General features: G+C 64.0%; 23 protein-coding genes and 1 pseudogene. 11 read left to right on the forward strand and 13 right to left on the reverse strand.

The window, feature by feature from the left end:
- Positions 1–2: 2 nt before the first annotated feature.
- The 6 genes and pseudogenes from QF036_RS13340 to QF036_RS13365 all read right to left on the reverse strand — a co-directional run bounded on the left by QF036_RS13340 (position 3) and on the right by QF036_RS13365 (position 6,776).
- Positions 3–1,436, reverse strand: a complete 1,434-nt coding sequence (locus QF036_RS13340; protein ID WP_373460299.1) for an adenosylmethionine--8-amino-7-oxononanoate transaminase — start codon at positions 1,434–1,436, stop codon at positions 3–5.
- A 5-nt stretch (positions 1,437–1,441) separates the two neighbouring features.
- The gene (gene bsaP / locus QF036_RS13345) at positions 1,442–1,666 is read right to left on the reverse strand and encodes a biotin synthase auxiliary protein BsaP (protein WP_307102548.1); all 225 of its coding nucleotides are present in this window, start codon (positions 1,664–1,666) and stop codon (positions 1,442–1,444) included.
- Positions 1,667–1,785: 119 nt separating this feature from the next.
- Positions 1,786–2,836 (reverse strand): annotated as a pseudogene (gene bioB, locus QF036_RS13350) (biotin synthase BioB).
- A gap of 193 nt (positions 2,837–3,029) precedes the next feature.
- Positions 3,030–4,442, reverse strand: coding sequence for an aldehyde dehydrogenase family protein (locus QF036_RS13355; RefSeq protein WP_307102551.1), 1,413 nt, complete (start codon positions 4,440–4,442; stop codon positions 3,030–3,032).
- Positions 4,443–4,471: 29 nt separating this feature from the next.
- Entirely contained in the window at positions 4,472–5,272 is an 801-nt protein-coding gene (locus QF036_RS13360; protein ID WP_307102554.1) for a MoaF C-terminal domain-containing protein, read from the reverse strand.
- A 64-nt stretch (positions 5,273–5,336) separates the two neighbouring features.
- Positions 5,337–6,776 carry an APC family permease gene (locus QF036_RS13365; RefSeq protein WP_307102556.1) on the reverse strand — a complete coding sequence of 480 codons (1,440 nt, stop codon included), beginning with the start codon at positions 6,774–6,776 and terminating at the stop codon, positions 5,337–5,339.
- 215 nt (positions 6,777–6,991) lie between these two features.
- Between QF036_RS13365 and QF036_RS13370 the strand changes: the two genes are divergently transcribed.
- Positions 6,992–7,609: a TetR/AcrR family transcriptional regulator gene (locus QF036_RS13370; protein WP_307102558.1), complete on the forward strand. Its 618-nt coding sequence runs from the start codon at positions 6,992–6,994 to the stop codon at positions 7,607–7,609.
- A gap of 47 nt (positions 7,610–7,656) precedes the next feature.
- Here the strand turns inward: QF036_RS13370 and QF036_RS13375 are convergent, their stop codons facing one another.
- Together QF036_RS13375 and QF036_RS13380 are read right to left on the reverse strand one after the other, a co-directional pair.
- The gene (locus QF036_RS13375; protein WP_307102560.1) at positions 7,657–8,964 is read right to left on the reverse strand and encodes a flavin monoamine oxidase family protein; all 1,308 of its coding nucleotides are present in this window, start codon (positions 8,962–8,964) and stop codon (positions 7,657–7,659) included.
- A gap of 35 nt (positions 8,965–8,999) precedes the next feature.
- Complete coding sequence (locus QF036_RS13380; RefSeq protein WP_307102562.1) at positions 9,000–9,353, reverse strand: cupin domain-containing protein; 354 nt, start codon at positions 9,351–9,353, stop codon at positions 9,000–9,002.
- A 118-nt stretch (positions 9,354–9,471) separates the two neighbouring features.
- Between QF036_RS13380 and QF036_RS13385 the strand changes: the two genes are divergently transcribed.
- The 5 genes from QF036_RS13385 to QF036_RS13405 all read left to right on the forward strand — a co-directional run bounded on the left by QF036_RS13385 (position 9,472) and on the right by QF036_RS13405 (position 13,374).
- The gene (locus QF036_RS13385) at positions 9,472–10,056 is read left to right on the forward strand and encodes a TetR/AcrR family transcriptional regulator (RefSeq protein ID WP_307102564.1); all 585 of its coding nucleotides are present in this window, start codon (positions 9,472–9,474) and stop codon (positions 10,054–10,056) included.
- Between the two features lie 18 nt (positions 10,057–10,074).
- Positions 10,075–10,371 (forward strand): dihydrofolate reductase family protein, encoded by a 297-nt coding sequence (locus tag QF036_RS13390; protein ID WP_307105912.1) that lies wholly within the window; start codon positions 10,075–10,077, stop codon positions 10,369–10,371.
- 142 nt (positions 10,372–10,513) lie between these two features.
- Entirely contained in the window at positions 10,514–11,647 is a 1,134-nt protein-coding gene (locus QF036_RS13395; RefSeq protein WP_307102566.1) for an amidohydrolase family protein, read from the forward strand.
- Positions 11,648–11,685: 38 nt separating this feature from the next.
- Entirely contained in the window at positions 11,686–13,032 is a 1,347-nt protein-coding gene (locus QF036_RS13400; RefSeq protein WP_307102567.1) for a glutamine synthetase, read from the forward strand.
- A gap of 126 nt (positions 13,033–13,158) precedes the next feature.
- Positions 13,159–13,374 carry a hypothetical protein gene (locus tag QF036_RS13405; RefSeq protein WP_307102569.1) on the forward strand — a complete coding sequence of 72 codons (216 nt, stop codon included), beginning with the start codon at positions 13,159–13,161 and terminating at the stop codon, positions 13,372–13,374.
- On the opposite strand, the gene QF036_RS13410 is transcribed toward QF036_RS13405, so the two are convergent.
- From QF036_RS13410 to QF036_RS13420, 3 genes are all read right to left on the reverse strand, one after another.
- Complete coding sequence (locus QF036_RS13410; protein ID WP_307102571.1) at positions 13,371–13,958, reverse strand: TetR/AcrR family transcriptional regulator; 588 nt, start codon at positions 13,956–13,958, stop codon at positions 13,371–13,373. The two genes, QF036_RS13405 and QF036_RS13410, sit on opposite strands and share 4 nt — an antisense overlap.
- Positions 13,959–14,200: 242 nt before the next feature.
- Complete coding sequence (locus QF036_RS13415; protein ID WP_307102573.1) at positions 14,201–15,595, reverse strand: NAD(P)-binding domain-containing protein; 1,395 nt, start codon at positions 15,593–15,595, stop codon at positions 14,201–14,203.
- Between the two features lie 120 nt (positions 15,596–15,715).
- Positions 15,716–16,093 carry a cupin domain-containing protein gene (locus QF036_RS13420; protein ID WP_307102575.1) on the reverse strand — a complete coding sequence of 126 codons (378 nt, stop codon included), beginning with the start codon at positions 16,091–16,093 and terminating at the stop codon, positions 15,716–15,718.
- A gap of 481 nt (positions 16,094–16,574) precedes the next feature.
- Between QF036_RS13420 and QF036_RS13425 the strand changes: the two genes are divergently transcribed.
- From QF036_RS13425 to QF036_RS13440, 4 genes are all read left to right on the forward strand, one after another.
- Positions 16,575–16,985, forward strand: a complete 411-nt coding sequence (locus tag QF036_RS13425) for a cupin domain-containing protein (protein WP_307102578.1) — start codon at positions 16,575–16,577, stop codon at positions 16,983–16,985.
- Between the two features lie 58 nt (positions 16,986–17,043).
- Positions 17,044–17,208: a hypothetical protein gene (locus tag QF036_RS13430; protein WP_307102580.1), complete on the forward strand. Its 165-nt coding sequence runs from the start codon at positions 17,044–17,046 to the stop codon at positions 17,206–17,208.
- Positions 17,205–18,620 carry a purine-cytosine permease family protein gene (locus tag QF036_RS13435; protein WP_307102583.1) on the forward strand — a complete coding sequence of 472 codons (1,416 nt, stop codon included), beginning with the start codon at positions 17,205–17,207 and terminating at the stop codon, positions 18,618–18,620. The genes QF036_RS13430 and QF036_RS13435 overlap by 4 nt, the downstream gene beginning before the upstream one ends.
- 83 nt (positions 18,621–18,703) lie before the next feature.
- Positions 18,704–19,168, forward strand: a complete 465-nt coding sequence (locus tag QF036_RS13440) for a phage tail protein (protein WP_307102585.1) — start codon at positions 18,704–18,706, stop codon at positions 19,166–19,168.
- A gap of 38 nt (positions 19,169–19,206) precedes the next feature.
- On the opposite strand, the gene QF036_RS13445 is transcribed toward QF036_RS13440, so the two are convergent.
- Positions 19,207–19,794, reverse strand: a complete 588-nt coding sequence (locus QF036_RS13445; protein WP_307102587.1) for an HhH-GPD-type base excision DNA repair protein — start codon at positions 19,792–19,794, stop codon at positions 19,207–19,209.
- 67 nt (positions 19,795–19,861) lie between these two features.
- Between QF036_RS13445 and QF036_RS13450 the strand changes: the two genes are divergently transcribed.
- Complete coding sequence (locus QF036_RS13450; protein ID WP_307102589.1) at positions 19,862–20,800, forward strand: 5'-3' exonuclease; 939 nt, start codon at positions 19,862–19,864, stop codon at positions 20,798–20,800.
- Positions 20,801–20,807: 7 nt separating this feature from the next.
- Here the strand turns inward: QF036_RS13450 and QF036_RS13455 are convergent, their stop codons facing one another.
- Positions 20,808–22,964, reverse strand: coding sequence for an amylo-alpha-1,6-glucosidase (locus tag QF036_RS13455; RefSeq protein ID WP_307102591.1), 2,157 nt, complete (start codon positions 22,962–22,964; stop codon positions 20,808–20,810).
- Positions 22,965–23,103 lie beyond the last annotated feature (139 nt).

Consider the following 23,103-nt stretch of genomic DNA (forward strand, 5'->3'; position numbering starts at 1 on the left):
GCTCATGATGCGCTTCCGGCTTTGACTGGGACCCGGAGTCCAGGAACGCCGGCTTCGCGGACCCCGGCTTCGCGGACCCGGGTTTCATGGACCTCGGCGACGGCCGCGGTCATCCCCGCCGTGATCTGTGCGACGTCCGCCACCGTGCTGATGTACGGCGGCATGGTGTAGACGAGGTTCCGGAACGGCCGGACCCAGACGCCGTGGCGGATGGCGGCCGCGGTGACGGCGGTAACGTCGACGGCGTCGTGCAGCTCAATGACCCCGACGGCGCCGATGGTTCGGACGTCGCGGACGGCCCTGAGCTCCATGGCGGGGGCGAGCCCGGACGCCAGGCCGGTGCCGATCCGGCCGACGTCGGTCCGCCAGCGGCCAGTCTCAATGATGCCGAGGCTGGCGTTGGCCACGGCACAGGCCAGCGGGTTGCCCATGAACGTGGGGCCGTGCAGCAGGGCACCGGCGTGGCCGCCAGAAACAGCCGAGGCTACCTCGGCGGTGCAGAGCATGGCGGCGAGGGTCAGGTACCCGCCGGTCAGTGCCTTGCCCACGCACAAGATGTCGGGCACGACGCCGGCATGATCGGCCGCGAATAGCTCGCCGGTGCGGCCAAAGCCGGTGGCGATCTCGTCGAAGATGAGCAGCAGCCCGTTCCGGTCCGCCACCTCGCGGAGCGCTGTCAGGCATTCGGCCGGATACGCGTGCATGCCGCCGGCGCCCTGAAGCACCGGCTCGACGATGATCGCCGCCAGTTCCGCCGAGTGCAGGGCCACGAGCTCGGCAACTTCGGATGCCCAGGCCTGGACGGTTTCCGGGGTTGCCGAAGCCTCCGGCGGACGGGGTGCAAAGACGTTGCGGGCCAGCAGCCCGGGGAAGGCCGAGTGCATGCCGTCCACCGGATCGCAGACCCCCATGGCCGCGAAGGTGTCGCCGTGGTAGCCGCCGCGGAGGCTCAGGAACCGCTGCCTCCGCGGACTCCCGGCCGCGGTCTGGAACTGCACCGCCAGCTTCAGCGCCACCTCGACGGCAACGGAGCCCGAGTCGGCGAGGAACACGCGCTCCAGCCCCGGCCGCCCGGGGGCCGCAGGGGCCATGTCCACCAGCCGCTCGGCCAGTTCCACGGCCGGGGCGTGGGTGAGCCCGCCGAACATCACATGGCTGAACTTTCCTAGCTGGGCCTTGGCGGCGGCATCCAGGGCTGGGTTGCGGTAGCCGTGGATCGCCGACCACCACGAGGACATCGCATCGATCACCCCGTGGCGGGTGCCGTCTTCGCCGCGGAGCCGCAGCCGCACGCCGTCGGCCGCCTCCACCTCCCACAGCGGAAGGTCCGGTGAGGCCGGCGCATACGGGTGCCATAGCCGTGCGCGGTCCCGCTGGATGAGGCTGGTCTGTGTTGTCACGGGCGTCACGGGCGTCACGGGCGTCACGGGCGTCACCGGCGTCACGGGACCAGCATCCCGTGGCGGGAACATTCCGCGGACCAGCCCAGCGGTGTGACCTGGACCTTCATCCGGCGCCGGCAGGCGGTGCAGTAGCGCGGCGGTTCCATGGCCAGGCGTTCGCCGCACTTCCGGTGAGGGTACGACGGCGGCCCGTCGCCGCCGTCGTACGGCTCACCGCAGTGCCCGCAAAAGGCGGCCCCGCCGGTGGTTGAGCTTGGGGCCACGACCGCCGGGTTCCCTGGCTGAGGGCCCACGCCGGCGAGGGCCCCGGCCTGAGCTTGCGAAGGCTGGGAGCCGGTGGGGACTTGCGAGGTTAGGGAGCGGTTGGGGAGCGAAATCGGGTTCACAGCGTCTTCTGGAGTTCCTTGATCGGCATGTTCAGCTCGACCAGCAGGTTCAGGTCCGCCGTCGCCGGGCGCCCCAAGGTGGTGAGGTAGTTGCCGACGATGACCGCGTTGATGCCGCCGAGGAGGCCGTTGCGGGTGCCGAGGTCGCCGAGAGTCAGTTCCCGGCCGCCGGCGTAGCGCAGCACGGTCCGGGGCATGGCGAGGCGGAACGCGGCGATGGCGCGGAGGGCGTCCTTGCCGTCCATGATGCCCTGGTTTTCGAGCGGGGTTCCGGGGCGGGGGTTGAGGAAGTTCAGCGGCACCTCGTGGGGTTCGAGGGCTGCAAGCTGGGCGGCGAGCTCGGCGCGCTGTTCGAGGGTTTCCCCCATGCCGATCAGGGCGCCGCAGCACAGTTCCATCCCGGCTGCCTTGACCATGTTGCAGGTGTCGAGGCGTTCCTCGTAGCTGTGCGTGGTGACCACTTCGGGGAAGTAGCTGCGGGCCGTTTCCAGGTTGTGGTTGTAGCGGTGCACGCCCCACTCGGCGAGCTGGTCCACCTGTCGCTGGGTGAGCATCCCGAGCGAGCAGGCGATGTTGATCTCGACTTCCTCGTTGATGCGGTCGATCGCGAACTTGATCTGGTTCATGAGCTTGATGTCGGGGCCGCGGACGGCGGCAACGATGCAGAACTCGGTGGCTCCGGGTGGCCGCGGTTTCCTTCGCGGCCTTGACCAGTTCGGGGATGTCGAGCCAGACGCCGCGGACGGGGGAGTCGAACAGGCCGGACTGGCTGCAGAAGTGGCAGTCCTCCGGGCAGCCGCCGGTCTTGATGGAGATGATGCCCTCCACCTCGACGTCTTCGCCGCAGTGCCTGAGCCGGACCTCGTGGGCAAGCTGCAGGGCCGCGGGAAGGGCCTCGTCCGGGAGGCGGAGGACTTCCTCGAGCTGCGCCTGGCTGAGCCCGATGCCGTCCTCGAGGACCTGCCGGCGGGCGATTTCCAGGATGGGGAAGGTCTTTGGGAAGGTAGCGTCGCTTGTGGCTTCGCTCGCGTTTGCCTGAATCGTCATTGATGGGTCCTTTGCGTCTGATGGCTGCGGATATTCCTCCGAACTGACGCTAATTCCCCATCGGGGGCAAGATTTTGTGGGGTCCCGACAAGCAGACCGGCGGGACATTGGTCGGGTCCCACTCTGGCGGTGCCAAACAGCTAGGGCCGCCGTCGCGGGTGGCGACGGCGGCCCTCTGGTTCCGGTGGTCAAGTCAGCCGTTGATGACCTGGGGGACGCCGAGGTGTTTGAGGCCTTCGACGCCGAATTCGAGGCCGTAGCCGGATTGTTTGGCGCCGCCGAAGGGGACGCGGGGGTCGACGGCGCCGTGTTTGTTGATCCAGACGGTGCCGGCCTGGATGCGGTTGGCGACTTCGCGGGCGGCGGGGAGGTTGGGGGACCAGACGGAGGCGCCGAGTCCGACGTCGAGGGCGTTGGCGTAGTCGATGGCCTGGTCGATGGTGCTGTAGCGGATGATGGGCAGGGCGGGGCCGAACTGTTCCTCGGTGACGAGGGGGTTGGTGTTGTCGATGTCGGCGACGAGGGTGGTGGGGTAGAAGTAGCCGGGCTGGCCGGGGTCGGGGTTGCCGCCGAGCAGGATCCGGGCGCCGCTGTCGCGGGCGGCTTCGACGAGGTTGGCGACGATGTCGTACTGGGCTTTGTTTTGCAGCGGGCCGAGGACGTTGTTTTCGTCCAGGCCGTTGCCCATCGGCATGGCGGCGGCGACTTTGGTGAGTTCGTCGCAGACGGCGTCGTAGATGTCGTCGTGGACGTAGAGGCGTTTGAGGGCTGCGCAGGTTTGGCCGGTGTTGAGGAACGCGCCCCAGAAGAGGTCTTCGGCGATGGCTTTGGGGTCGGCGTCGGGCAGGACGATGCCGGCGTCGTTGCCGCCCAGTTCCAGGGTGAGGCGTTTGATGGTGTCGGCGGAGGATTTGATGATGGCGCGGCCGGCGGCGGTGGAGCCGGTGAACATGATTTTGCCGATGGCGGGGTGTTCGGCGAGGCGGGCGCCGACTTCGCGGTCGCCGGCGATGGCGGTCAGGACGTTCTCCGGGAGTTCTTCGTTGAGGACCTTGATCAGGGCCAGGACGGAGAGCGGGGTCATTTTGGAGGGTTTGACGACGGCGGTGTTGCCCATGCGCAGGGCGGGGGCGATCTGCCAGATGGTGATCATCATGGGCCAGTTCCAGGGGCCGATGGCGCCGACGACGCCGATGGGCTTGTAGTGCAGTTCGGCGTAGGTTTCGCCGTCGTCCACCACGACCTCGGGTGTGAGTTCGGTGGTGGCGGTGGCGCGGAGCCAGGCGGCGCAGGCGCTGACTTCGAAGCGGGCGTTGGGGCCGTTGAGGGGTTTGCCCTGTTCGCGGGAGAGGAGCTGGGCGAGTTCTTCGGCGGAGCGTTCGACGGCGTCGGCGGCTTTGAGCAGCGCGGCGGACCGGGCGTCGTGGCCCAGGGCCGCCCATGCCGGCTGGGCGGCAACCGCGGCGTCTACCGCGAGCTCCAGGTCTGCAACGGTGTGGACCGGCGCCTCGCCAACCACCCCTCCGGTGGCGGGATCAAAAATGGTCCGGCTGTCTTGGCCGGGCGTGGCGGTAATGCTGGCAATCAGTGAATCGTAAGTTTCCATGGTGTTCCTCGTGTAGTGGACGTGTCCGGCTAGTGCTTGTGGTTGTCCTGCGGGTATTCGGTGGTGTTCAGGACGGTGAGGCGGGAGTCGAAAGGCAGGATCACGGGTTCGGCGGCGGGCTCGTCCCAGCCGAACATCCGGCCGATGGAGCGTTGCTCGCGCAGGTCTATGAGGAGGACCGCCTCAACGGTCATCACTTTTTCGGTCCAGAAGAACAGGTAGAGGTCATCGCCAACGTCGAAGGTGAGGCAGCGGTCGGTGTCTGCGAGTCCGGCCTCGCCGCCGCGAAGGCAGTGCCAAGTGAAGGTGCCGGCGGTGAGGTAGATGTGTTCGTAGGTTTCGACGTCGCTGTAGCGGTAATAGATGCGCTTGCCGACGAGTCCGCCGGAGCGGGAATGGAGGGCCGCCGCACCTTCCACGTTTCCGTGGCTGAACCTGGTGGTGCTGCCTGTCTTGGCGCCTTCGACGATGAATGAGCTGATGGCCGTTGTGACGGCGCCGGTGTTCCTGTCGAGGACGATGGTGAGATTTTCAGCGTGGCGGTCTTCGCCCCTGACGAAGTCGATGATGAATATCCCAGGGCGCGCTTCGATCGCTTTGTACCTGGCTGCCCCCTGGTTTTCGTCGCCGTCCGCATAGGTCCATGTCAGGGAATGCGTGTCATGGAAGGTGTACGTGGTGGTATGTCCTCCTTCCTGGGGGAGGTGCAATGCCGTGCCGGTCAGGGCCGCTGAGGCGGGCAGGGTCTGGTCCCCGAATCCGTCGAGCATGGTGGCCACGGAGGGCCATTCGTTTTCGGGAACGTAGTCCTGGATATCAGTCGCGGTCATGGCTTTCCTTTGGTTGAGGCTGGGTTCTTGCTGAACGAGGTTGGTGTTTAGGAGCGTTTTGGCGTCAGACGATTTCAGAGGCGTAGTCGATTGAAGGCTTCTGGGTTCCCCGGGCTATTCCTGCGACGAGGACGAGGGGGATGCCGAGGAGGAGCCACCGGGCAACGCCGCCGGCGCCGCCGAGCAGGGCATCGTAGTTGTCCAGGGTCAGGTAGCCGATGATGATGAATGAAACGAAGGACAGGACGGGGGCGATGATGGTCACCCACAGGTTGTCGCGCATCTTCGTTCTGGCAAAGTAGACGACGATCGCTGCGGATGTCAGGAGGAGGATGCTGATGAAACCGGCGGTTCCGAGGGCGACGAACCACGCGAAGACTGTGGTGATGGGGTCGGCCCCTGAGATCAGGAAGGCGCTGATAATGGCCAGGACGACGACGCCGTTGACCAGCCCCGCGAACGTCGGGGCTCCGGTCTTGGAGACGGACGCCAGCTTTGCGGGCAGGGTCCCGGCGCGGCCCAGGGCGAAGAGATACCGGGCGAACATGTTGGCCAACCCCAGCATCATGGCGATGAAGCTGGTGACCACGAGGATTTGCATGGCCAGACTGAGCCAGGAGCCGGCACTGCTCTGAGCCAGATCGAAGATCATGCCGGCGGGGTTCCCGGCGGCTTCTGACTGGATTCGGTCGATGCCGATTGCTCCGCTGATGGCCCAGGTTGAGATCATGTAGAAGAAACCAACGAAGGCGATGACGAGGTATGCGGCGCGGGGAATCGTCTTGCGAGGGTTCACGGCTTCCTCAGCGAAGACGACTGTCGCTTCGAAGCTTGTGAAGCAGGCAAAAGCGAACAGCAGTGAGATGCCGAGCCCGGGTCCCACGATGTTGGCGCCGGTGAACCCCTCGAAGGTGAAGATCCCGAACCCGTTTTGGGCGATCAGCGAGACAACGAGAGCGGCAACGACGAGGGTTTCGCCCAGGATCAGAACGCCCAGAACCTTCAGGCTCGCATCTACACCTTTCATGGTCAGGGCGGTGGCCAGGGACAGCACGACGACGATCCAAAAGAACGGCGGGAGCCCTAAGCCCGTCAGGGTCTCGACGAGCTGCTGGGCGAAGACACCGAATTGGGACCAAAGCCCCACCTGGAGGCTGACGTATGTCAGGATCGCGATGCCTGCACCGCCGGTGGCCCACTTCGTTCCCAACCCCTTGGCGATGTAGGCGACAAATCCTCCCGCGTTGGTGATGTTGTGGCTCATCCGAAGATACCCAACGGAAAACAGGGCCACGAGAAGGGCGGCGATGACGTAGATAACGGGGGTTCCGGGGCCGCTGGCTGCGAACAGGACGGGACTCGCGCCCACAACGGCCGCCATGGGTGCGGCAGCAGCGATAGCAAAGAAGGCCACCGCGACGACCCCTAGCTTATTGGGCCGCAGGCGGGCAGAGGTGACCGTGGTGTCCAGAAAGGCGGGCATCTGTCCGGTGTGTTGATTCATAATGTATGGCTCTTTCGCCAGGGCATGGACTCGTGAGTCATGCGATGTGAGTTCGTGTGGTGCCGGCTGAAGGCGCACCCCCTCGTGCGCGTCTTCCGGCGGAAGCGACTGTGATCAGCGGTACGTGAGTCGGATCACAAGTAGAACTCTACAAGTGTTTAGTTTTAGGTGTCAAGGGTCTCAAACGGCTGGGCTGGCAGGGCTAAAATCGGCTTATGAGCCTGGATTCCCAACGATTGCCCTACGGGGATGGCCGCGACGCCCTGCTGGCGGCGGTCATTGATGTTGTTGCCCAGAAGGGCCTGCGGGGCGTGACCTATCGTTCTGTTGCCTCCCGGGCAGGTGTGAACCATACGCTGATCACGCATCACTTCGGCTCCATCGAGGGGCTGCTGGCCGCCACCCTTGAGTGGGCCGTGCAGCGGTCGATTGACGAAACTGGTCTTGCCCGCGTGGCGGATTTCGACGAGAAGTTTGCCGACGCTCTCCTGGCCTCGGTCTCCTCCGAGCCGGAACTGCAGCTTTTTCAGTTCGAGATGCTTCTCGAAGCGCGGCGAAAGCCGGAGCTAAAAGCCCTGCTGGATCGCCTGTATGACAACTACATCTCAACCGTTGAAAGGGCTCTTCGCAAGCGTTCACTCAATACGGACGATGAACTGTCCAGGGCAGTATTCGCTGCGCTCGACGGACTAATGCTCCAGTTCCTCACCTTTGGAAATCCGGAAAAGATCCGAGCCGCCGTCATCCAGGTTGGCAGACTCCTCGAACGTTCGGGCATAGCCGGCGACGCGAACGCCGCCGGCCTCTCCCCGGCTGAAAAGTACCGCCCGTAGATCGGCCCGCGGAGTCTGGCGCTTCGGGCCCTCCGCGGGCAGACAAATCAGGCGCTGCGCTCGTTCACAATGCTCCGGGCGGCCTCCAGCCCGCTTTCGATGGCGCCGTCGATGAAGCCGCCCCAGCCGTTGGCATAGTCAGAACCTGCGAACAGGAGCCGGCCGTGCGGCTGTTGGAAGCTGCTTAGGGACTCTGTCAGGAAGCCCGGCCGGTGCATGGGCCAGGTCTCCCCAGACAGCGGGTCGCGGGTCCAGTCGTGGCTGGCGACATCCAGTACTTCAAGGTCCGGCGCGAGAAGGTCAACGGCGGCCTGGACCTGCCGGAGGTCGGTGGCGTCAAGGCGTGCGGTGTCGGGTCCGAAGGCAACGAGGATGGTGTTTCCGTCCTGGTCGTATTCAGCCTGGATGAAGTTCAGCGACCATTCAGCGGCGCCAAGGGCAACGAACGGCTTCACCCCGCCCTTGACGGTGATCCAGATTTTGATCCCCGTGGAGACCTGGCCTTCGGAGATGCCCTTTTGTGCGGATGCCGGCAGGGGAGGTTCAAAAGCGATGGCGCCCATGGCGCCGAGGGGCAGGGTGCAGATCACGTGCGCTGCCTGGAACTCCTCGCCGTCGCTGGTGATGACAGTGGCGTTCCCGTCGGTGTAATTGACCGCCGAAACAGTCTTCCCCAAGCGGACGTCTGTCCCGGCGCCGATGCTGTTGATCAGTTTGCCGGTGCCTCCCTCGATCTTGAAGGTGGCGCACGCTTCGAAGTTGACCATCCAGTCGCCGTTGGTCAGTGCAACCCACCGCAAGGCCTGAGTGAAGGCGGCGTCGTCGATCGGGCCGTTGAAATTCAGCGCCCAGAAGGATTCCAGGATGTCGCGGGAATAATCCGTGAAAGGCAGTTCTGCGATTTTCTTGGCCAGGGAAGCATGATCGATGCCCTTGGCGTCGGGGTTGGTGAACGGCGCGAATGGCTGCGGAAAGTAGTCGCGCGATTGTTCCACGAGCTTCCGGTTGGGTGCATCGATTTCGTTCAGCAGCTGCTCCGGAGTGCCCTCGTGCCGGGCGCCGTCTGCCCACCAATATGCACGCTCGGGCACAGGGCTCTGAACGGTGCCGACCCCGTAGCGCTTCATTTCCGCCCAAACGTAGGGCTGGGTCCAGTGGACCCAGGTGCCGCCCATTTCGAGGGGGCGGCCAAGCCGGTCGTCCAGCCAGGTGCGGCCGCCGATCCGGCCCCTGGCTTCGAGAGCAATCACGGAAAGGCCTGCGTGGCGCAGTTCACGGGCAGCCGTGAGGCCGGCGAAGCCTGCGCCGATGATGACGACGTCGGTCTGCTGGGTGTTGTTGATGGTGTCAGTCACGGTGAGCCTTCTGCTTCAGATCTTCTTGCTGTTGGTCAGGAGTAGACGAAGAATTCGGTGGTGTCTTCAATGACGGTCCAGCGGGTTTGCGCACCTTTATTGAATGAAGCAGCCGAGCCTGGCGTCAGGTCGAAGCTTTGGCCGCCGTCGACCTTGATGTGCAGGTGGCCTTCGATGATGTGGATGGTCTCGTCAGCCTCGATCAGCAGGTCGAACGGCTCCGGGGCCTCTTCAGTGGTCACGTGCCAGAAGCCGGCGGACAGAGCCGGTCGGTCCCCGTCCCCGGGCCGGCGGACCCACTGGACCTGGCCGAGGATGAAACGCTCGTACTTCTGCGGATCAAAGGAATCGTGGACGGTGAATTCGACGGCGTTCGTGGACGTGGACATTGGGTCCTCCTGGGATCTGAGCAACTCAGCAGCTGCTTAGTTGTGTATTGGCACCATAGCTAAGCATTTGCTTAGGTTTGAAGTCAACACCCAGTTTTCAGCAGCTAGAATCGGTGACATGAGCGGGGAGAAACATGGCAGCTACGGCACGGGGCGGGAAGCTTTGCTGGCCGCGACGGTGCATGTGGTGGCGCGCAAGGGACTGCGGGGCCTGACATTCCGTGCTGTCGCCGAACACGCCGGCGTCAACAACACGTTGGTTGTCCATCACTTCGGCAAACGGGATGCGCTCATCGGGGCAGCACTCGAATGGTCCGTGCAGCAGTCGATCGGGCTGTCACAGCTGGAATTGCTGCCTGCCACCGAGGAGGAGTTCTGCCGCAGCATCCTGTCACTGATCGAAGACAACCCCGACATGCAGATCTTCCAGTACGAGATGATCCTTGAATCGCGACGGCGCCCCGAACTGGCAGGGCCGGTGCAGCACCTTTACGAAAGCTACATCGCAGCGTTCTCCGTGGGCCTGGAGCGGATCGGCTTCGGCGGACAGGAGGGTGCGGCCCAGGCCGCCTTCGCCGCGTTGGACGGCCTGGTGCTGCAGCTCCTGGCGGGCGCCAATACGAAAGGCGTCGAGACTGCGATCCGCTATCTCTGGGCCGCACTGGGCGGACACGTAAACACCCCGGCGGTCAACGCCGGCTGATATCGGCCCGATGCCGACCTGCCATGGCCGAACTCCACGCTCCTCAGCGGGGACGTCCCCGCTTCCGTCGCTGCCCTGCGCGAACAGCCCGGGGGCAACCTCGTGATCATGGGCAGTGGCCAGCTCATCCGGTCCCTGCTCCCGCACGGCCTGATCGACGAACTGTTCCTGATGATTCACCCGCTGGTGCCCGGCTCGGGGCGCCGCTTGTTCGGGCCGGATGATGAGGCGCGCCGGCTGAGATTGGTCGATTGCTCGCCCACCGCGACCGGAGTGCTGATGGCGACGTACCAGCCGGCCCAGCGGCTTTCCTGAATTGGGCGTCCGCTGCCCCGCCGGGCGACTGGCCGCCGTCGTACTTCAGCTTTAAACCGCTCCCGGCGCCGCATGGCACTCCCGCGGCATCAGACCCATACTCAATCTAAGGGTGGCCGAACACAACGAGTTGGCGGGGATCATGACTGACACCAACAACCGCAGGATTGACCTGCCCCTGATCGATCACCATTGCCATGGTGTGGTGGACACCGAACTGAGCGACCACGAGTTCAGGAGCCTGGCCACAGAATCCCACTGGCCGGGACCGGCAGGCACTGACAGCCTTGATTCGCCCTTCGGGCTGGCGGTACGGCGTCTTTGTGCCCCGATCCTCGGACTTGAGCCGCTCGTGCCAATTAATGAATACATTGCGCAGCGCAGCAACATCGGCGCCGCCGAGGCGAACAGGCTGCTGCTCCGCAGCACCGGAACATCCGAGTACCTTCTTGACACCGGCATACCGGACACGCGTCTTCTTGACCCCACCGCCATGGCGGCGTGCGCTGGTGCCCGCACCCGCGAAATCGTCCGCATTGAGACAGTGGCGGAGAACCTCGCTTCCGAGTCCACGGCGGCCGGCTTCATTTCAAAGCTCCCGGAGACGCTGACAGCCAGAAGCCGGGAGGCCGTGGGGCTGAAATCCATCATTGCCTATCGTCATGGCTTCGACATCCCCTCAGAACGGCCAACCGGGCGTGAAGCGCTCAAAGCCGCTGACGAATGGTTCCGTCTCGCCGAGACGACGGGAATATTCAGGATCACTGACCCGGTCCTGTTGAGGTTCGGGCTTTGGGCGGGCATCGATACAGGACTGCCCATTCAGCTCCACACCGGATACGGCGACGGCGATATTGAACTTTTCCGGGCTGAACCATCCCGGCTCACTCCGCTCTTCCACGCCACCCGATCGCTGGGCGTCGTTTTCATGCTGCTGCACTGCTACCCCTTCATCAGGGAAGCCGGAATCCTCGCCCAGATCTTCCCGCACGTCTACCTGGACGTGGGCCTGGTTTCGCATTACCTGGGCCCAGGTTCCGGCACAGCAGTCCGCCAGGCGATGGAAATCGCACCATTCAGCAAGATCCTCTACTCGTCGGATTCGTATGGGCTTGGCGAGCACTACGCCGTCAGCGCTGCCAATTGGCGAACTTCTTTCGCGGAGCTGATGGACGAATGGGTTGGCTCGGGCTGGGCAACCCCGAACGACGCCGAGAGAATTGCCGCGATGGTTGCCTCCAATAACGCCAAACGCGTCTACAAATTGGACGCCTAAGGCTCAAAGGCGGTCGCCTGAACAACGGGAGGAAAGCTGTGACTTCGAATCCAAAGGCAGACATGGATCTCCAGCACGTGAGGGCTCTTGTCATTTCCACCCTGGACAACGCCGGCGTCTCAAGGGTAAAAGTCCTTCCGGGACCCAAGGTCGAGGGTGCTTTCGATAATGGCTGCGGTGTCTCGGTCAGCGTCGGAGTCCTGTTGGCGTCTGACGACCATGTCACCCGGTCATCGGAAATCGATCCCATAGTCGGTGACCTGCGTGGAATGCCGGACCGCTCAGCGGTCGCCGTCGTCGACAAGGCAAGCGGCCTTGCCTGGGCGCCGGCCGACCTGGTGGACATGTATGGTGCTCCATATCCGACCTGCCAGCGCACGGCACTTAAACGTGTTGCTGCCGATTGGGGAACAGCCGGACTGGAGGTTTCTGTGGGCTTCGAGCTGGAGTTCACGGTGTTCAGCGGTACGCGGGACGCGCCTGTTCTGGCCCATGACGGTCCGGGCTATGGTGCGGCTGCCTTCCTGCAGCTGGAAGCATGGCATCTGGACGTGCTCACAGCCCTTGTGGAGGCCGGCGTTCCGGTTGAACAGGCTCACCCCGAATATGGCAGGGGCCAGGTGGAGATCGCACTCGCCCCCAGGAACCCGGTTCAGGCTGTGGATGATTACCTTCTCACCCGGTTCATTGTCGCCCGGGTTTCAGGCCAGCATGGACTGCACGTTTCCTACTCGCCAATAGCGGATTCCATTACTGCAACCAACGGATGCCACATCCATTTCTCTGCGAGGAACGGGGACGGCAACGTCTTTTACGACGCTGCAGCCGCCACGCAGATGCGCCCGGCGGGGGAGAGCATGATCGCCGGCGTGCTCGGGAGACTGGCTGAAAGCTCAGCATTGCTGGGAGGCAGCGCCCTGAGCTTGGTCCGGCTTCAGCCGGCACAGTGGGCGGGCAGTTTTATTTGCTGGGGCACGGGCAACCGCGAGGCCGCCGTCCGCTTCGTGCCCGGCCTCAAGGGCTGCGAGGACAAGCAATCGAATGTGGAAGTGAAATGCTGCGACGGCTCCGCCAACCAGTACCTTGCCGTAGCTGCGATTCTTGCAGCCGCACTGGAGGGCTTCAGGGATCAGTTGAAACTGCCGGCGGAGGTCACGGTCGACCCCGGCACATTGAGCGACGCGGAGAGGGGGCGCCTGGGCATCCGTGCCTTTGCGCCTGATATGTTCACCGCCTTGGACGATCTGGACGGCAGCAGTTTCCTCCGAACAGCATTGGGCCGTGAACTGCTGGATGCGTATGTGGCTGTGCGGCGGGGCGAGGCGGAGCGTTTTGCCAAACTCGACCGTGAGGCTGTGATCGCCGCCCTCCGCTGGCGATACTAGCTGGCGTTATTGTGGACAGGCCCACAGCCTTTGACACGGGTGCCGCATTTGCACGATTGGCCATCGAGGCGCAGAACGTCGAAGGGCTGTGCAGGCAACTGCATGCCCAGCCTCGGGTCTCGGGGGATGAAGGCGACTTCCGACGCCCTTCTTGCCGCTGGCGCTTTTGTGGTTTCGTGGCAGCAGATCGTTTCACGCAACGTCGATCCCACAATGTCCGCCGTAGTGACGGTCGGGACCATCCATGCGGGCGCCAGCCCCGATGGGATCCCGGAAGAGGCAACGGTGACAGGAACCATCCACTGGATGACGTCGCCGCGGACAGACTCTCTCCTGAGCTAGACGCCGGCCTTAACCAGGAGAGCATCAAGCACCATGAAGAAATTGCCGCGGTGGTCGGCGGCCTTCGGGTCGGTCATGTACTGAATGGCCGCTCCGTCGTAGATCATCAGAAAGGTCCGAACCAGCGTCGCGGCGTCTATGAGGCATTTATCACCGTTGCCCTGGGCAGCGGAGGTGAATAGGTTTCCCAGCTCCACTTCATAGGCGGGATAGATCTTCCCGGCCAGTGGGCTGGAGGCCGCATTGCGCGTTGCCCACAGAATGAGTTCGATTTCCGCAAGCAGGCTGCCGGGCTCTTCCTCCAGGGCGCGCCAGTAGTTTTCCGCTACTTGTTCCACAGCCTTTCGCAGTCCCAGATGGACCGGGACGTCACTGGAATAGCGGTTCAGGTTCTTCAACCAGGCCTCTGCTGCGGCGTCCATGAGTTCGCTCTTATCGCTGAAGCAATAATGGGCCGCGGCCAAGGGCGCGTTGGCCTCCTTGGCGATGGCCCGCATGGTCACATACTGGACACCTTCGCGCCGCATCAGTTCCACGGTCGCTGCAATTAACTGTTCTTTACGATCGGCTGAGGATATCCGCATGGCTCACTCTCCCGTCTCCCGGTTCTGGCCCCGCAGGGACATTTTCCTTAAGACTATTGCTTGGACAAAGGTTTCACACCATTGTCCTGAACAACTGACTGGAACGGGTGTCAGGTTGAGGAGTGCCTTCCGGAATGCGGCGGTGGTTAGACGGGCCTGCCTGGCCCCGAGCCGCGTCACTTCGGAACAGTGTTCGCGGTCCGGCGGCCAGGCAGTGCACCGCGTGCGGGCTCAGCCAGAGACTACCTGGCGGCCACGATGTCCGGGACGGTTGCGCCGTTATCGACATCCTGCGAAGGTCCATTGAGGTAGCGCTCCATGGAGTCGTCCATGGCGTTGAGCCAGCGGGTGTGGTGCTTGGTGGCCATGGTGCCGGTCACCACGGAGCGGTGGAGCATGTCTCGGTAACCCAGGATGTCGTCGTGCTTGTGGCGCATCCAGTCCTTGAACAACTGGGACACTGCGTCCAGGTCGAACGGCGGGTAGTCGGTGGCGTCGATGAGTTCCCGCAGGTAGTCCGTCTGGTAATCGGCCTCCGCGTCGTGATCCGGCAGGGCGGCCTGGCGCTCGAGCCAGAGCTGGATGTCCGCTTCACGGTCGGCAAGGGACGGCAGGTCAATCGCTCCGGTCATGACGTCGCGGGCAAACCACGCCTGCGCGTCAAACATGTTGAAGGTGTAGTACTGATCCTGCGCACCCAGGTAAAACAGATTGGTGTTCTGCTGCCACACCACGCCCTTGTACAGGTTGCCCGGGTACAGCACATTCGGCGACTTCAGCGACATCTCGCTGGGCAGGAACGGGTACTTGTGCTGATATCCGGTGCAAAGTACGACGGCGTCAAAGTCACCCTGGGTGCCGTCGCTGAAGTGGGCTGTGGGGCCCAGGAAATGGGTGACAAGCGGGCGCTCCACCGTGTTGGCAGGCCAGTGATAGCCCATCGGGGCCGTGCGGTAGCTGAGGGTGATGGATGCGGCGCCCATCTTGTGGGACTGCATGCCGATGTCCTCAGCGGAATAGCTGCTGCCAATCATGAGCAGATTCTTGCCATAAAAGCGCTCGGCCCCGCGGAAGTCGTGCGCGTGCAGGACCTCGCCCGGGAAGGTTTTGATCCCTTTGAATTCGGGGACGGCAGGAACGTGGAAGTGGCCGGTGGACACCACGAGCTTGTCGAATACGTGGGTTTCAGTGAGGTTGGTTTTGAGATCCTCAACCGTCACCGTGAATTCCTGCGTTGCTTCGTTGTAGCTGGTGTGGCGGGCGACGGTGTTGAACTTGACGTACTTGCGGACGTCCGACTTTTCCACGCGGCCCTTGATGTAGTCGAAGAGAACCTCGCGGGGCGGGAACGAAGAGATAGGGCGGCCGAAGTGCTCGTCAAAGGAGTAGTCCGAGAACTCGAGGCATTCCTTTGGTCCGTTGGACCATAGGTGGCGGTACATGCTGGAGTGCACCGGCTCGCCGTGGCCGTCCAGGCCGATCCGCCAGCTGTTGTTCCACTGTCCGCCCCAGTCGCTCTGCTTCTCGAAGCACAGGATCTCGGGGATGGCGGCGCCTTTTTGGCGTGCTGATTCAAAGGCCCGCAGTTGTGCCAGGCCGCTGGGGCCGGCACCAATGATTCCGACTCGTAATGTCATGCTTCTCTCCTCTTCCAATGGTTCGTGTGGGTCGCTGCTCTGCGACGCCGTGGTTGCGCTAGGCGGGGTGCGCAATGTGCGCGGGGGAGTGCTTGCGGTGCTGTGCTTACGGTGCTGTGCTTACGGCGCGAAGGAGCGGTGGCCGGTGAAGAACCCCAGGCCGTACTCGGGCGTCTCAAACTTGACCGTGGTGCCCTTGGGGAAGAACAGCACGTCGCGCTCCTTCGCGTGCGTGACTTCTCCTGTGGTCTCGTCGGTGAGGATGAACTCGCCGGCTACGACGACCTTCATTTCGTCGTAGGTGTATGTGTACACCAGCGGTTCGGAAGCCTTCAGCTCGAAGAAGCCGGCGCTCATGACCGACCCGGTGGGGTTGTGGAGGGAGTCGCCGATTGCGGCGACCGTGCCGGGCTCGTTCATCGGCGGCAGGCCAACGTAGCCGCCTTCGACCTTGTGGATGGATCCGGCCTTGGTAAGGGTTCCTACGAGGGTTTCCATGGGTCTCTCCTGTAAATGGTGTTGTAAGAATTTCTCTGAATTGAACAGCGTGGCGCTGATAGGGGGGCGCTTTGGTACAAAGGGCGTTGGTGCCAATGGGACTGTGTCGGGGTCAAGCCAGAACCGGGGTTGGGGCTCCAGGGGTACCGTGGTCAACGTGACATTCTCGGTGTCGAGAGGACCCGGCGGGCTCCGCGTCGAGCCTTGCCGGTGTGAAGCAAGTCACGTATTCGTGTTCCAAAACTTTCACATGGACAGCTGTCCGAGTCAAGCGTTCAAGTTGAAGATTTTCCCGGTGCGTCTGGAATGGCTCTTTCCATGGAGGTTCGTGATCTTTCGTTCGGAACCATTGACTGGAACAAGCGTCCCTGTCACTGTATTGAAATCGCCGTGACGCAGATCACGATGACGCAATCTGATTCAGATTCCCAAAAGCAATCCCGCAAAGCAGATTTCCCTACGTGAGAAACGGGTAAAGACAATGACGACAACCACCCCTCAGCCCCTGACGCCCACGACGGGCAAGGCGATCGATTTCTGGCCCGCGAAGTCGAAGAAGGTCATGAAGGACGAATGGCAGCGATTGCGCTGCAGGTTCATAAATTCTGATCCCGTGGGCCCCTGGGACGAGTTCATCCTCTCGGAATGGGAGTTGGAGGCGTGTGGCTGGGAAGACTTCCACCCCCATACCGAGACCAACTTCGTGCTGGAAGGCGAACTCCATATCGAGTGCGATGGCCAGACTGTCATCCTGAGGCCGGGCGATTCGGCACGGGTAAACCCCGGACGGACCGGCCGGTACTGGGCACCCGTCTACGCGCGCATGGTCACTATTTACGGTCCCAACCCCGACGGTGCGGAGTCACACTCCTTCCGCTACTCCGAAATCTAAGTCTTGGCCGCAGCGCCGCGGTCCACCACTACTCCAACTCCTTGAACGTGGGTACAACATGAGCACACTTAAAGAGCATTACGCAGAAGAACTGAACGCCAGACTGGCCGAGTGGCAAGCCGGCAGTCTGGAACCCCCATTCAGGTTCGCCGACATGCGGACCTTACACGCCGTCACCCTGGCTCTTCCCGTTATCGCCTTGATCCTGGGGTGGTTCCTGTGAGCCAGACCATGGACGAAATCTCCACGTCGGGAACTGAAGGATCGCTTCCGCTGCTGAGCCACGAGCGGAACTGGAGCCCCAGGGCCCTGTTCTTCAGCTCTGCCCAGGCTGCCGTGGCAACCTGGTGCTTCATCATCGGCGGCTATGTGGCCTTCTATCTGCCAGCGGCGCAAGGGTCGGTGGTGATGATCGCGGCCATGCTGGCAGGAATGTTCCTGGTATTCCTGGCCACGGTGCCGATGGCAACGCGGTACGGGCTGGAGGCTGTCCGCTCAACGCGGCCCGTTTTCGGAACCCGTGGTTCGCTCTTCACCGTCGCCCTCACCTTTCTCTTCACCATCGGGTGGGGGACCACCCTGATGATTTTCAGCGGAAAGTCCGCTGCGTTGCTGCTGGTTACTCTCGGCGTCGTCAGCGAGACTAATGAGCCAGTCGCCCAAACAGTGAGCAGCCTCATCTGCCTCCTGGTGGTGTGGGCGCTGATCAGCCGCGGCCCCGGCATTCTTCGAAGGGTCGGCGTGATCGTTGCCTGCGCGGTCCTTGCGCTCGGACTCATGGTGATCATCGTGATTGTTGCCAAAGTCGGCTGGGGTGCCCTGCTCGAGGCCAAGCCGAGCGCCGCAAGCGGCAACAAGCTTTTGGACTACACGACGGCCATCGAACTCATGCTCGCTACGGCCCTGTCCTGGTGGCCGTACGTCGGTGGCATGACGCGGTTCTCAAAGAGCACCAAGAAGTCCGTCTTGCCGGTAACGCTGGGACTTGGCCTCGCCCTCGCGGTCATCTGCCTGATTGGTCTTTACACCGGACTCGTCTTCCCGGATTCCGGCGGAGATCCACTGCCCGGGCTGCTGGATATCGGCGGCGTGTGGCTGGCTTTGCCGGCATTCGCGTTCATCATCGTTGCCAATGTCGGCACGGCGATGGTCGGCACCTACACGGCAGCGCTTTCCCTGAAGCAGCAGCCTGCCATCGACGCCCGCCTTAGCTGGAGAGGCTCGACCACGGTGGCTGGACTGACTGTGGCCGTAGTGATCGTGTTCCTGGCGGAGCCCTTCTACGCCAATTTCGGAACGTTCCTCACCCTCTCGGCCGTCGTCTTCGGCCCGCTGTGCGGGCTTCAAATCGCCGACTACTTCATCATCAGGAAGCAACGTCTGGACCTGGATGGCCTGTATAACGACGGCGCAGGTTCGGCGTACTGGTACTGGAAGGGCCTGAATGTGACGGGCTTCGTCAGCATGGGCGTTGGAATCGTCGTCTACTTCCTCCTCCTTGACCCGGTCACATTTGCCTCCGCTCCCGTGTTTGCCTTCACTACCGCTACGCTGCCGTCAACCCTGGCCACGGTAGTCGTCTATGTGCTCCTGGCACGGCTTCAGCCCAAGGCGTTCGGGCCGGTCGTGCACTAGTCCAATCCATCAGGAATCGAGAAGCAGGGCCGCGGCGCTGGACATAGGGTGAGGAGTGCGATGAACCATGACCAGGAGGGCGCATGCCATACACCGTAGACTTCCAGAACGTATCCACCGTCGGCGTGGAATCGTCCCCAGTGGCGGAACCGCTGGCAGGACTGCGTGCCAACGAGGCGCGTTACTACAAGAACAAGTACGACCACGCGTTCACCGTCAGGCCCGCCAGTGAGGCGCCGGAAACGCTCGCCTGGGTGAACCGCATCCTCGCCGACGAGCGCAACATCGTCATCTCAGCCCGTCCGCTCGAGGTTACTTCCTTCGAAGTGGACGGTTTCCGGATGGCTTATGTGTTCTACGAATCCGGTCTGGCCATAAATGTGATGTACGGCATCGAGGATGGAGCGAAGCGGGCAGTGGGTTTCAAGCTCTCGGAAGGCATGGAAATCCCGGAGGAACTCGCAGCAAGCTTCAGGTTCGCGCGCCAAAGGTCGAAGCTGGCCGGGGTGATCCGCGGCTCCTACTTCGTGATCAAGGGCGAGTACTGAGCAGCCCTGCCAAGGCGACCGGCCGCCGTCGTATCTAACTACCCGGCGGCCGGCGCCTTCGCTGCCTTGGCGGCGGCCTTTGCTGCCTGCTTGCTGGCGCGCACCTTCGTCAGCGACTCTGGGTCCACGATGTCCGCGACCGAGAGGTATGAACCCTCTTCGCCGTAGTGGCCCGCGGCCTCACGCCAGCCCGGCGCCTGGAGCCCGCACTGCTTGCCGAGCAACGCCAGGAAGATCTTGGCCTTCTGCTCGCCGAATCCCGGCAGTGCTTTCAGCCTGCGGAGCACTTCCTTGCCGTCAGGTTCATCCCGGGTCCAGATGGCAGTTGCATCGCCGCCCCACTCGCTCTGCACGGCCTCGGCGAGCGCCTGGACCCGGCCTGCCATGGAGCCGGGGAAGCGGTGGACTGCAGGGCGTTCCTTGAAGACCTCAACGAAGCCTGCCGGGTCATGATCAGCCACGGCGGCAGGACTGATGGACCCGATGCGCGTGCGGATCTTTTCGGGTCCGGCAAACGCCGACTCCATGGTCACCTGCTGGTCAAGCAGCATGCCGGTGAGCAGCGCGAAGGCGTCATCGCTGAGCAGTTTGTCGGCGGCTTCGTCGCCGGTGATGTGCAGTTCCATGCGCCCATCCTCCCACTTCCGGCCTGTGTCACGGGCATCGCGCGGCGAATCCATGTCAGGATCAGGCATGGTCAACCGACTGATGCTGCTCGACACCGCCTCCCTGTACTTCCGCGCCTTCTACGGCCTGCCCGACACCATCCGCCGCCCCGACGGCACCCCGGTGAACGCCGTCCGCGGCCTGCTCGACATGATCGCGCGGCTCACCACCGACTACGGCGCCACGCACCTGGTGGCCTGCTGGGACGACGACTGGCGTCCGCAGTGGCGGGTCGACCTCATTCCGACCTACAAAGCCCACCGCGTGGCCGAGGTGGTGGCGGGTGCGGCCGACGTGGAGGTGGTGCCGGGCGCCCTTGAGGCGCAGATCCCCCTGATCCGCCACGTGCTGGACCTCGCCGGCATCGCCGTCGTGGGTGTTCCGGAGCATGAGGCCGACGACGTCGTGGGCAGCTACGCCAGCCACGCTGACCTTCCGGTCGACGTGGTGACGGGGGACAGGGACCTCTTCCAAGTGGTCGACGACGCCCGCCAGGTCCGCGTGATCTACACCGCCCGGGGGATGAAGAACCTCGAAGTCATGACCGACGCCGTCGTGGTGGGAAAGTACCGCGTGCTCCCCGCGCAGTACGCCGACTACGCCATCCTCCGGGGCGATGCCTCGGACGGGCTGCCCGGTGTCGCCGGCATCGGCGAGAAGACCGCGGCGGCGCTGCTCCTGGAACACGGCACGCTCGACGGGCTGCTCGCGGCGGCGGCGGATCCCGGCGGCGGAGTGTCGGGCCCGGTGCGTTCCAAGCTCGCTGCGGCGGCGGACTATCTCAGGGTCGCACCCGCCGTCGTCAACGTGGTGCGCAATCTGGAGCTGCCGTCCCTCGATGAAGCGGGCGCGGAACTGCACCCCGTCACGGGCGAGGCGCGGGAAGAGCTCGAACGGCTCGCCACTGAGTGGAACCTCGGCGGCTCGGTCCGCCGGCTGCTGGAGGCGCTGGACCGGCGGACCTAGACCGCCCTCACTTACTCAGGCCGGCTTCAGCCATAAGCTCTGTCAGCCACGGCCGGTGTTCGCGGTGGAAGGTCAATCCTTCCGGCAGCCCCTGCACGGAAGGTTCGGAACCCGTGATGTTGATGGTGATCCGGCCGCCGCCCATGGGCGCGTTGGTGATGTGCAGCTCCCCGAAGGATTCGGGCAGGACCGGATCCATCCACATGCCGCCCCGGGATACGTGGGCGTCGTACCGCATCAGGCTGGTCACCAGCATGATGGGTGTGGTGGCTGCCCATGCCTGCGGGGAGCACGCCGTCGGATAGGGCACCGGCTCGGTCACCTGGTCCCGGCTGAAGCCGCAGAACAGTTCCGGAAGCCGGCCGTCCGTGTAGTCGGCCGCTTCCAGCAGGGCAGTCGCGATCCGCTGTGCTTCGTCCACGAAGCCGTAGCGCAGCAGGCCCGCCGCGATGATGGCATTGTCGTGCGGCCAGACCGACCCGTTGTGGTAGCTCGCCGGATTGTAGGCTCCCATGTCGCTGCCCAGCGTCCGGACGCCCCAGCCGCTGAACATCTCGGGTGACATCAGCCGCTCGGCCACCTGGGGCACCTTGTCCTCATCGATGATGCCGTGCCACAGGCACTGCCCCATGTTGGATGCACATGCGTCAACGGGCCGCTTGTCCCGGTCCAGGGCGACGGCGTAATAGCCGCGGTCCGGCAGCCAGAACTGTTCATTGAACTTCTTCTTCAGCTGCGCCGCCTCTTCGGTGAGCTGCGCCGCCAACGCTGCGTCACCGGCGTCGTACGCCATCCACGCCCGGGACAGGAAAGCAGAGTAGACCAGCGCTTGTACTTCACAGAGTGCGATCGGCGGCTCCGCCAGCGTCCCGTCCTCGAAGTTGATGCCGTCCCACGAGTCCTTCCAGCCCTGGTTGATGAGGCCCTGGTCGTTGAGCCGCTCATACTCGACGAATCCGTCGCCGTCCTTATCGCCGTAGTTCCGGACCCAGTCCAGCGCCAGGTCCGCATGCGGCAGCAGTGCGGCAATGGTGTCCCGGGCGAAGCCCCAGCGGCTCACCGAACCGAGCGCCATTACAAACTGCGGCGTGGCGTCGATGCTGCCGTAGTAGGCGTTCTTGCCGCCCAGCGCCAACCCGCTGGAGACGCCAAGCCGGACCTCGTGCAGGATCTTCCCCGGCTCCTCCTCGCTCATCGGATCCACCACTTTGCCCTGCCGGTCGGCCAGCGTCTGCAGGGTGCCCAAGGCCAGGGACGGATCCACGGGCAGCGCCATCTCCGAGGCCCAGAGCGAGTCCCGGCCGAACAGCGTCATGAACCACGGGGCACCCGCAGCCACCACGATCCGCTCGGGATGGGCGGGATCCTCGATGCGCAGCGCGCCAAGGTCGTCGTAGCTGCGCCGCAGGGTGCGCTCGATGGAGCGGTTGCCCATGTGCAGCTTGGGAATCTTGGCCACCCATTCCTGCCGGCGGCGGTCACTCGGGGAAAGATCGCCGGCGGCCGGGTGGACCAACGACGCCGGCGGGACCCCGCCGCCGTTGGCGGCAGGCGCCACGCTCACCCGCGAGCTCCATGCACCGCGCGGCGGGACCACCGTCCGGAAAGTAAGGGAATCGTCGGTGACCTCGGCGCCGGCCGCGTCGACGACGACGCTCTTAACGAGGTCCTGCCAGCCGGCCCTGATCACCAGGGAATCGCCCTCGGGCCGGCGGGATTCTTCCCACCGCCGCTGGACGCGGGCCTCCTTCACCTCAAAGAGATCCGCGAAGTCCGACTCCACGCTGAGGGAAACGATGCACTCGGTCTCCTTCGAGGAATAGTTCCGGATGGTGATCTCCTCGCGGATGCCTACGCCGACCTCCCGCAGGCGCTCCACGATCAGGGGGCTGTCCGCATACCCGTCAGAGCGGGGAACCCGGCCGATAAACAGCGCCCGGTAAGGCTCCTTGGTTTCCGCCGTCAGCGCCTCCAGGGGCAGGCCGTTCACGGACAGGTTCCAGCGGGACAGGATGCGGGTGTCCTCATGGAAAACCCCGTGCGGGTGCTCCGGATGGATGTCCCCGTTCGCCGAGGAGATGCAGAATGACGAACCTTCCACCAGGGTGACCGTGCCCGACCCCACAGGACCGGCAGCCGTATCAGCGTTCCAGCCAGCAGCCATGCCCGCGCCTCCTTCGACGGCTCAGGGGGTGGCGGCGCTGTGCGGACCGGAGCCGCACTGCTGTTCGCCGCCTACTCCGTTGGGCATGACGCTACGCTCGAACGCCTCCTGATAAAAGGGCCTCTGGCGGCCTCCGGTA

It is taken from the genome of Arthrobacter globiformis (genome assembly GCF_030817195.1).
Lineage (GTDB): Bacteria > Actinomycetota > Actinomycetes > Actinomycetales > Micrococcaceae > Arthrobacter > Arthrobacter globiformis_D.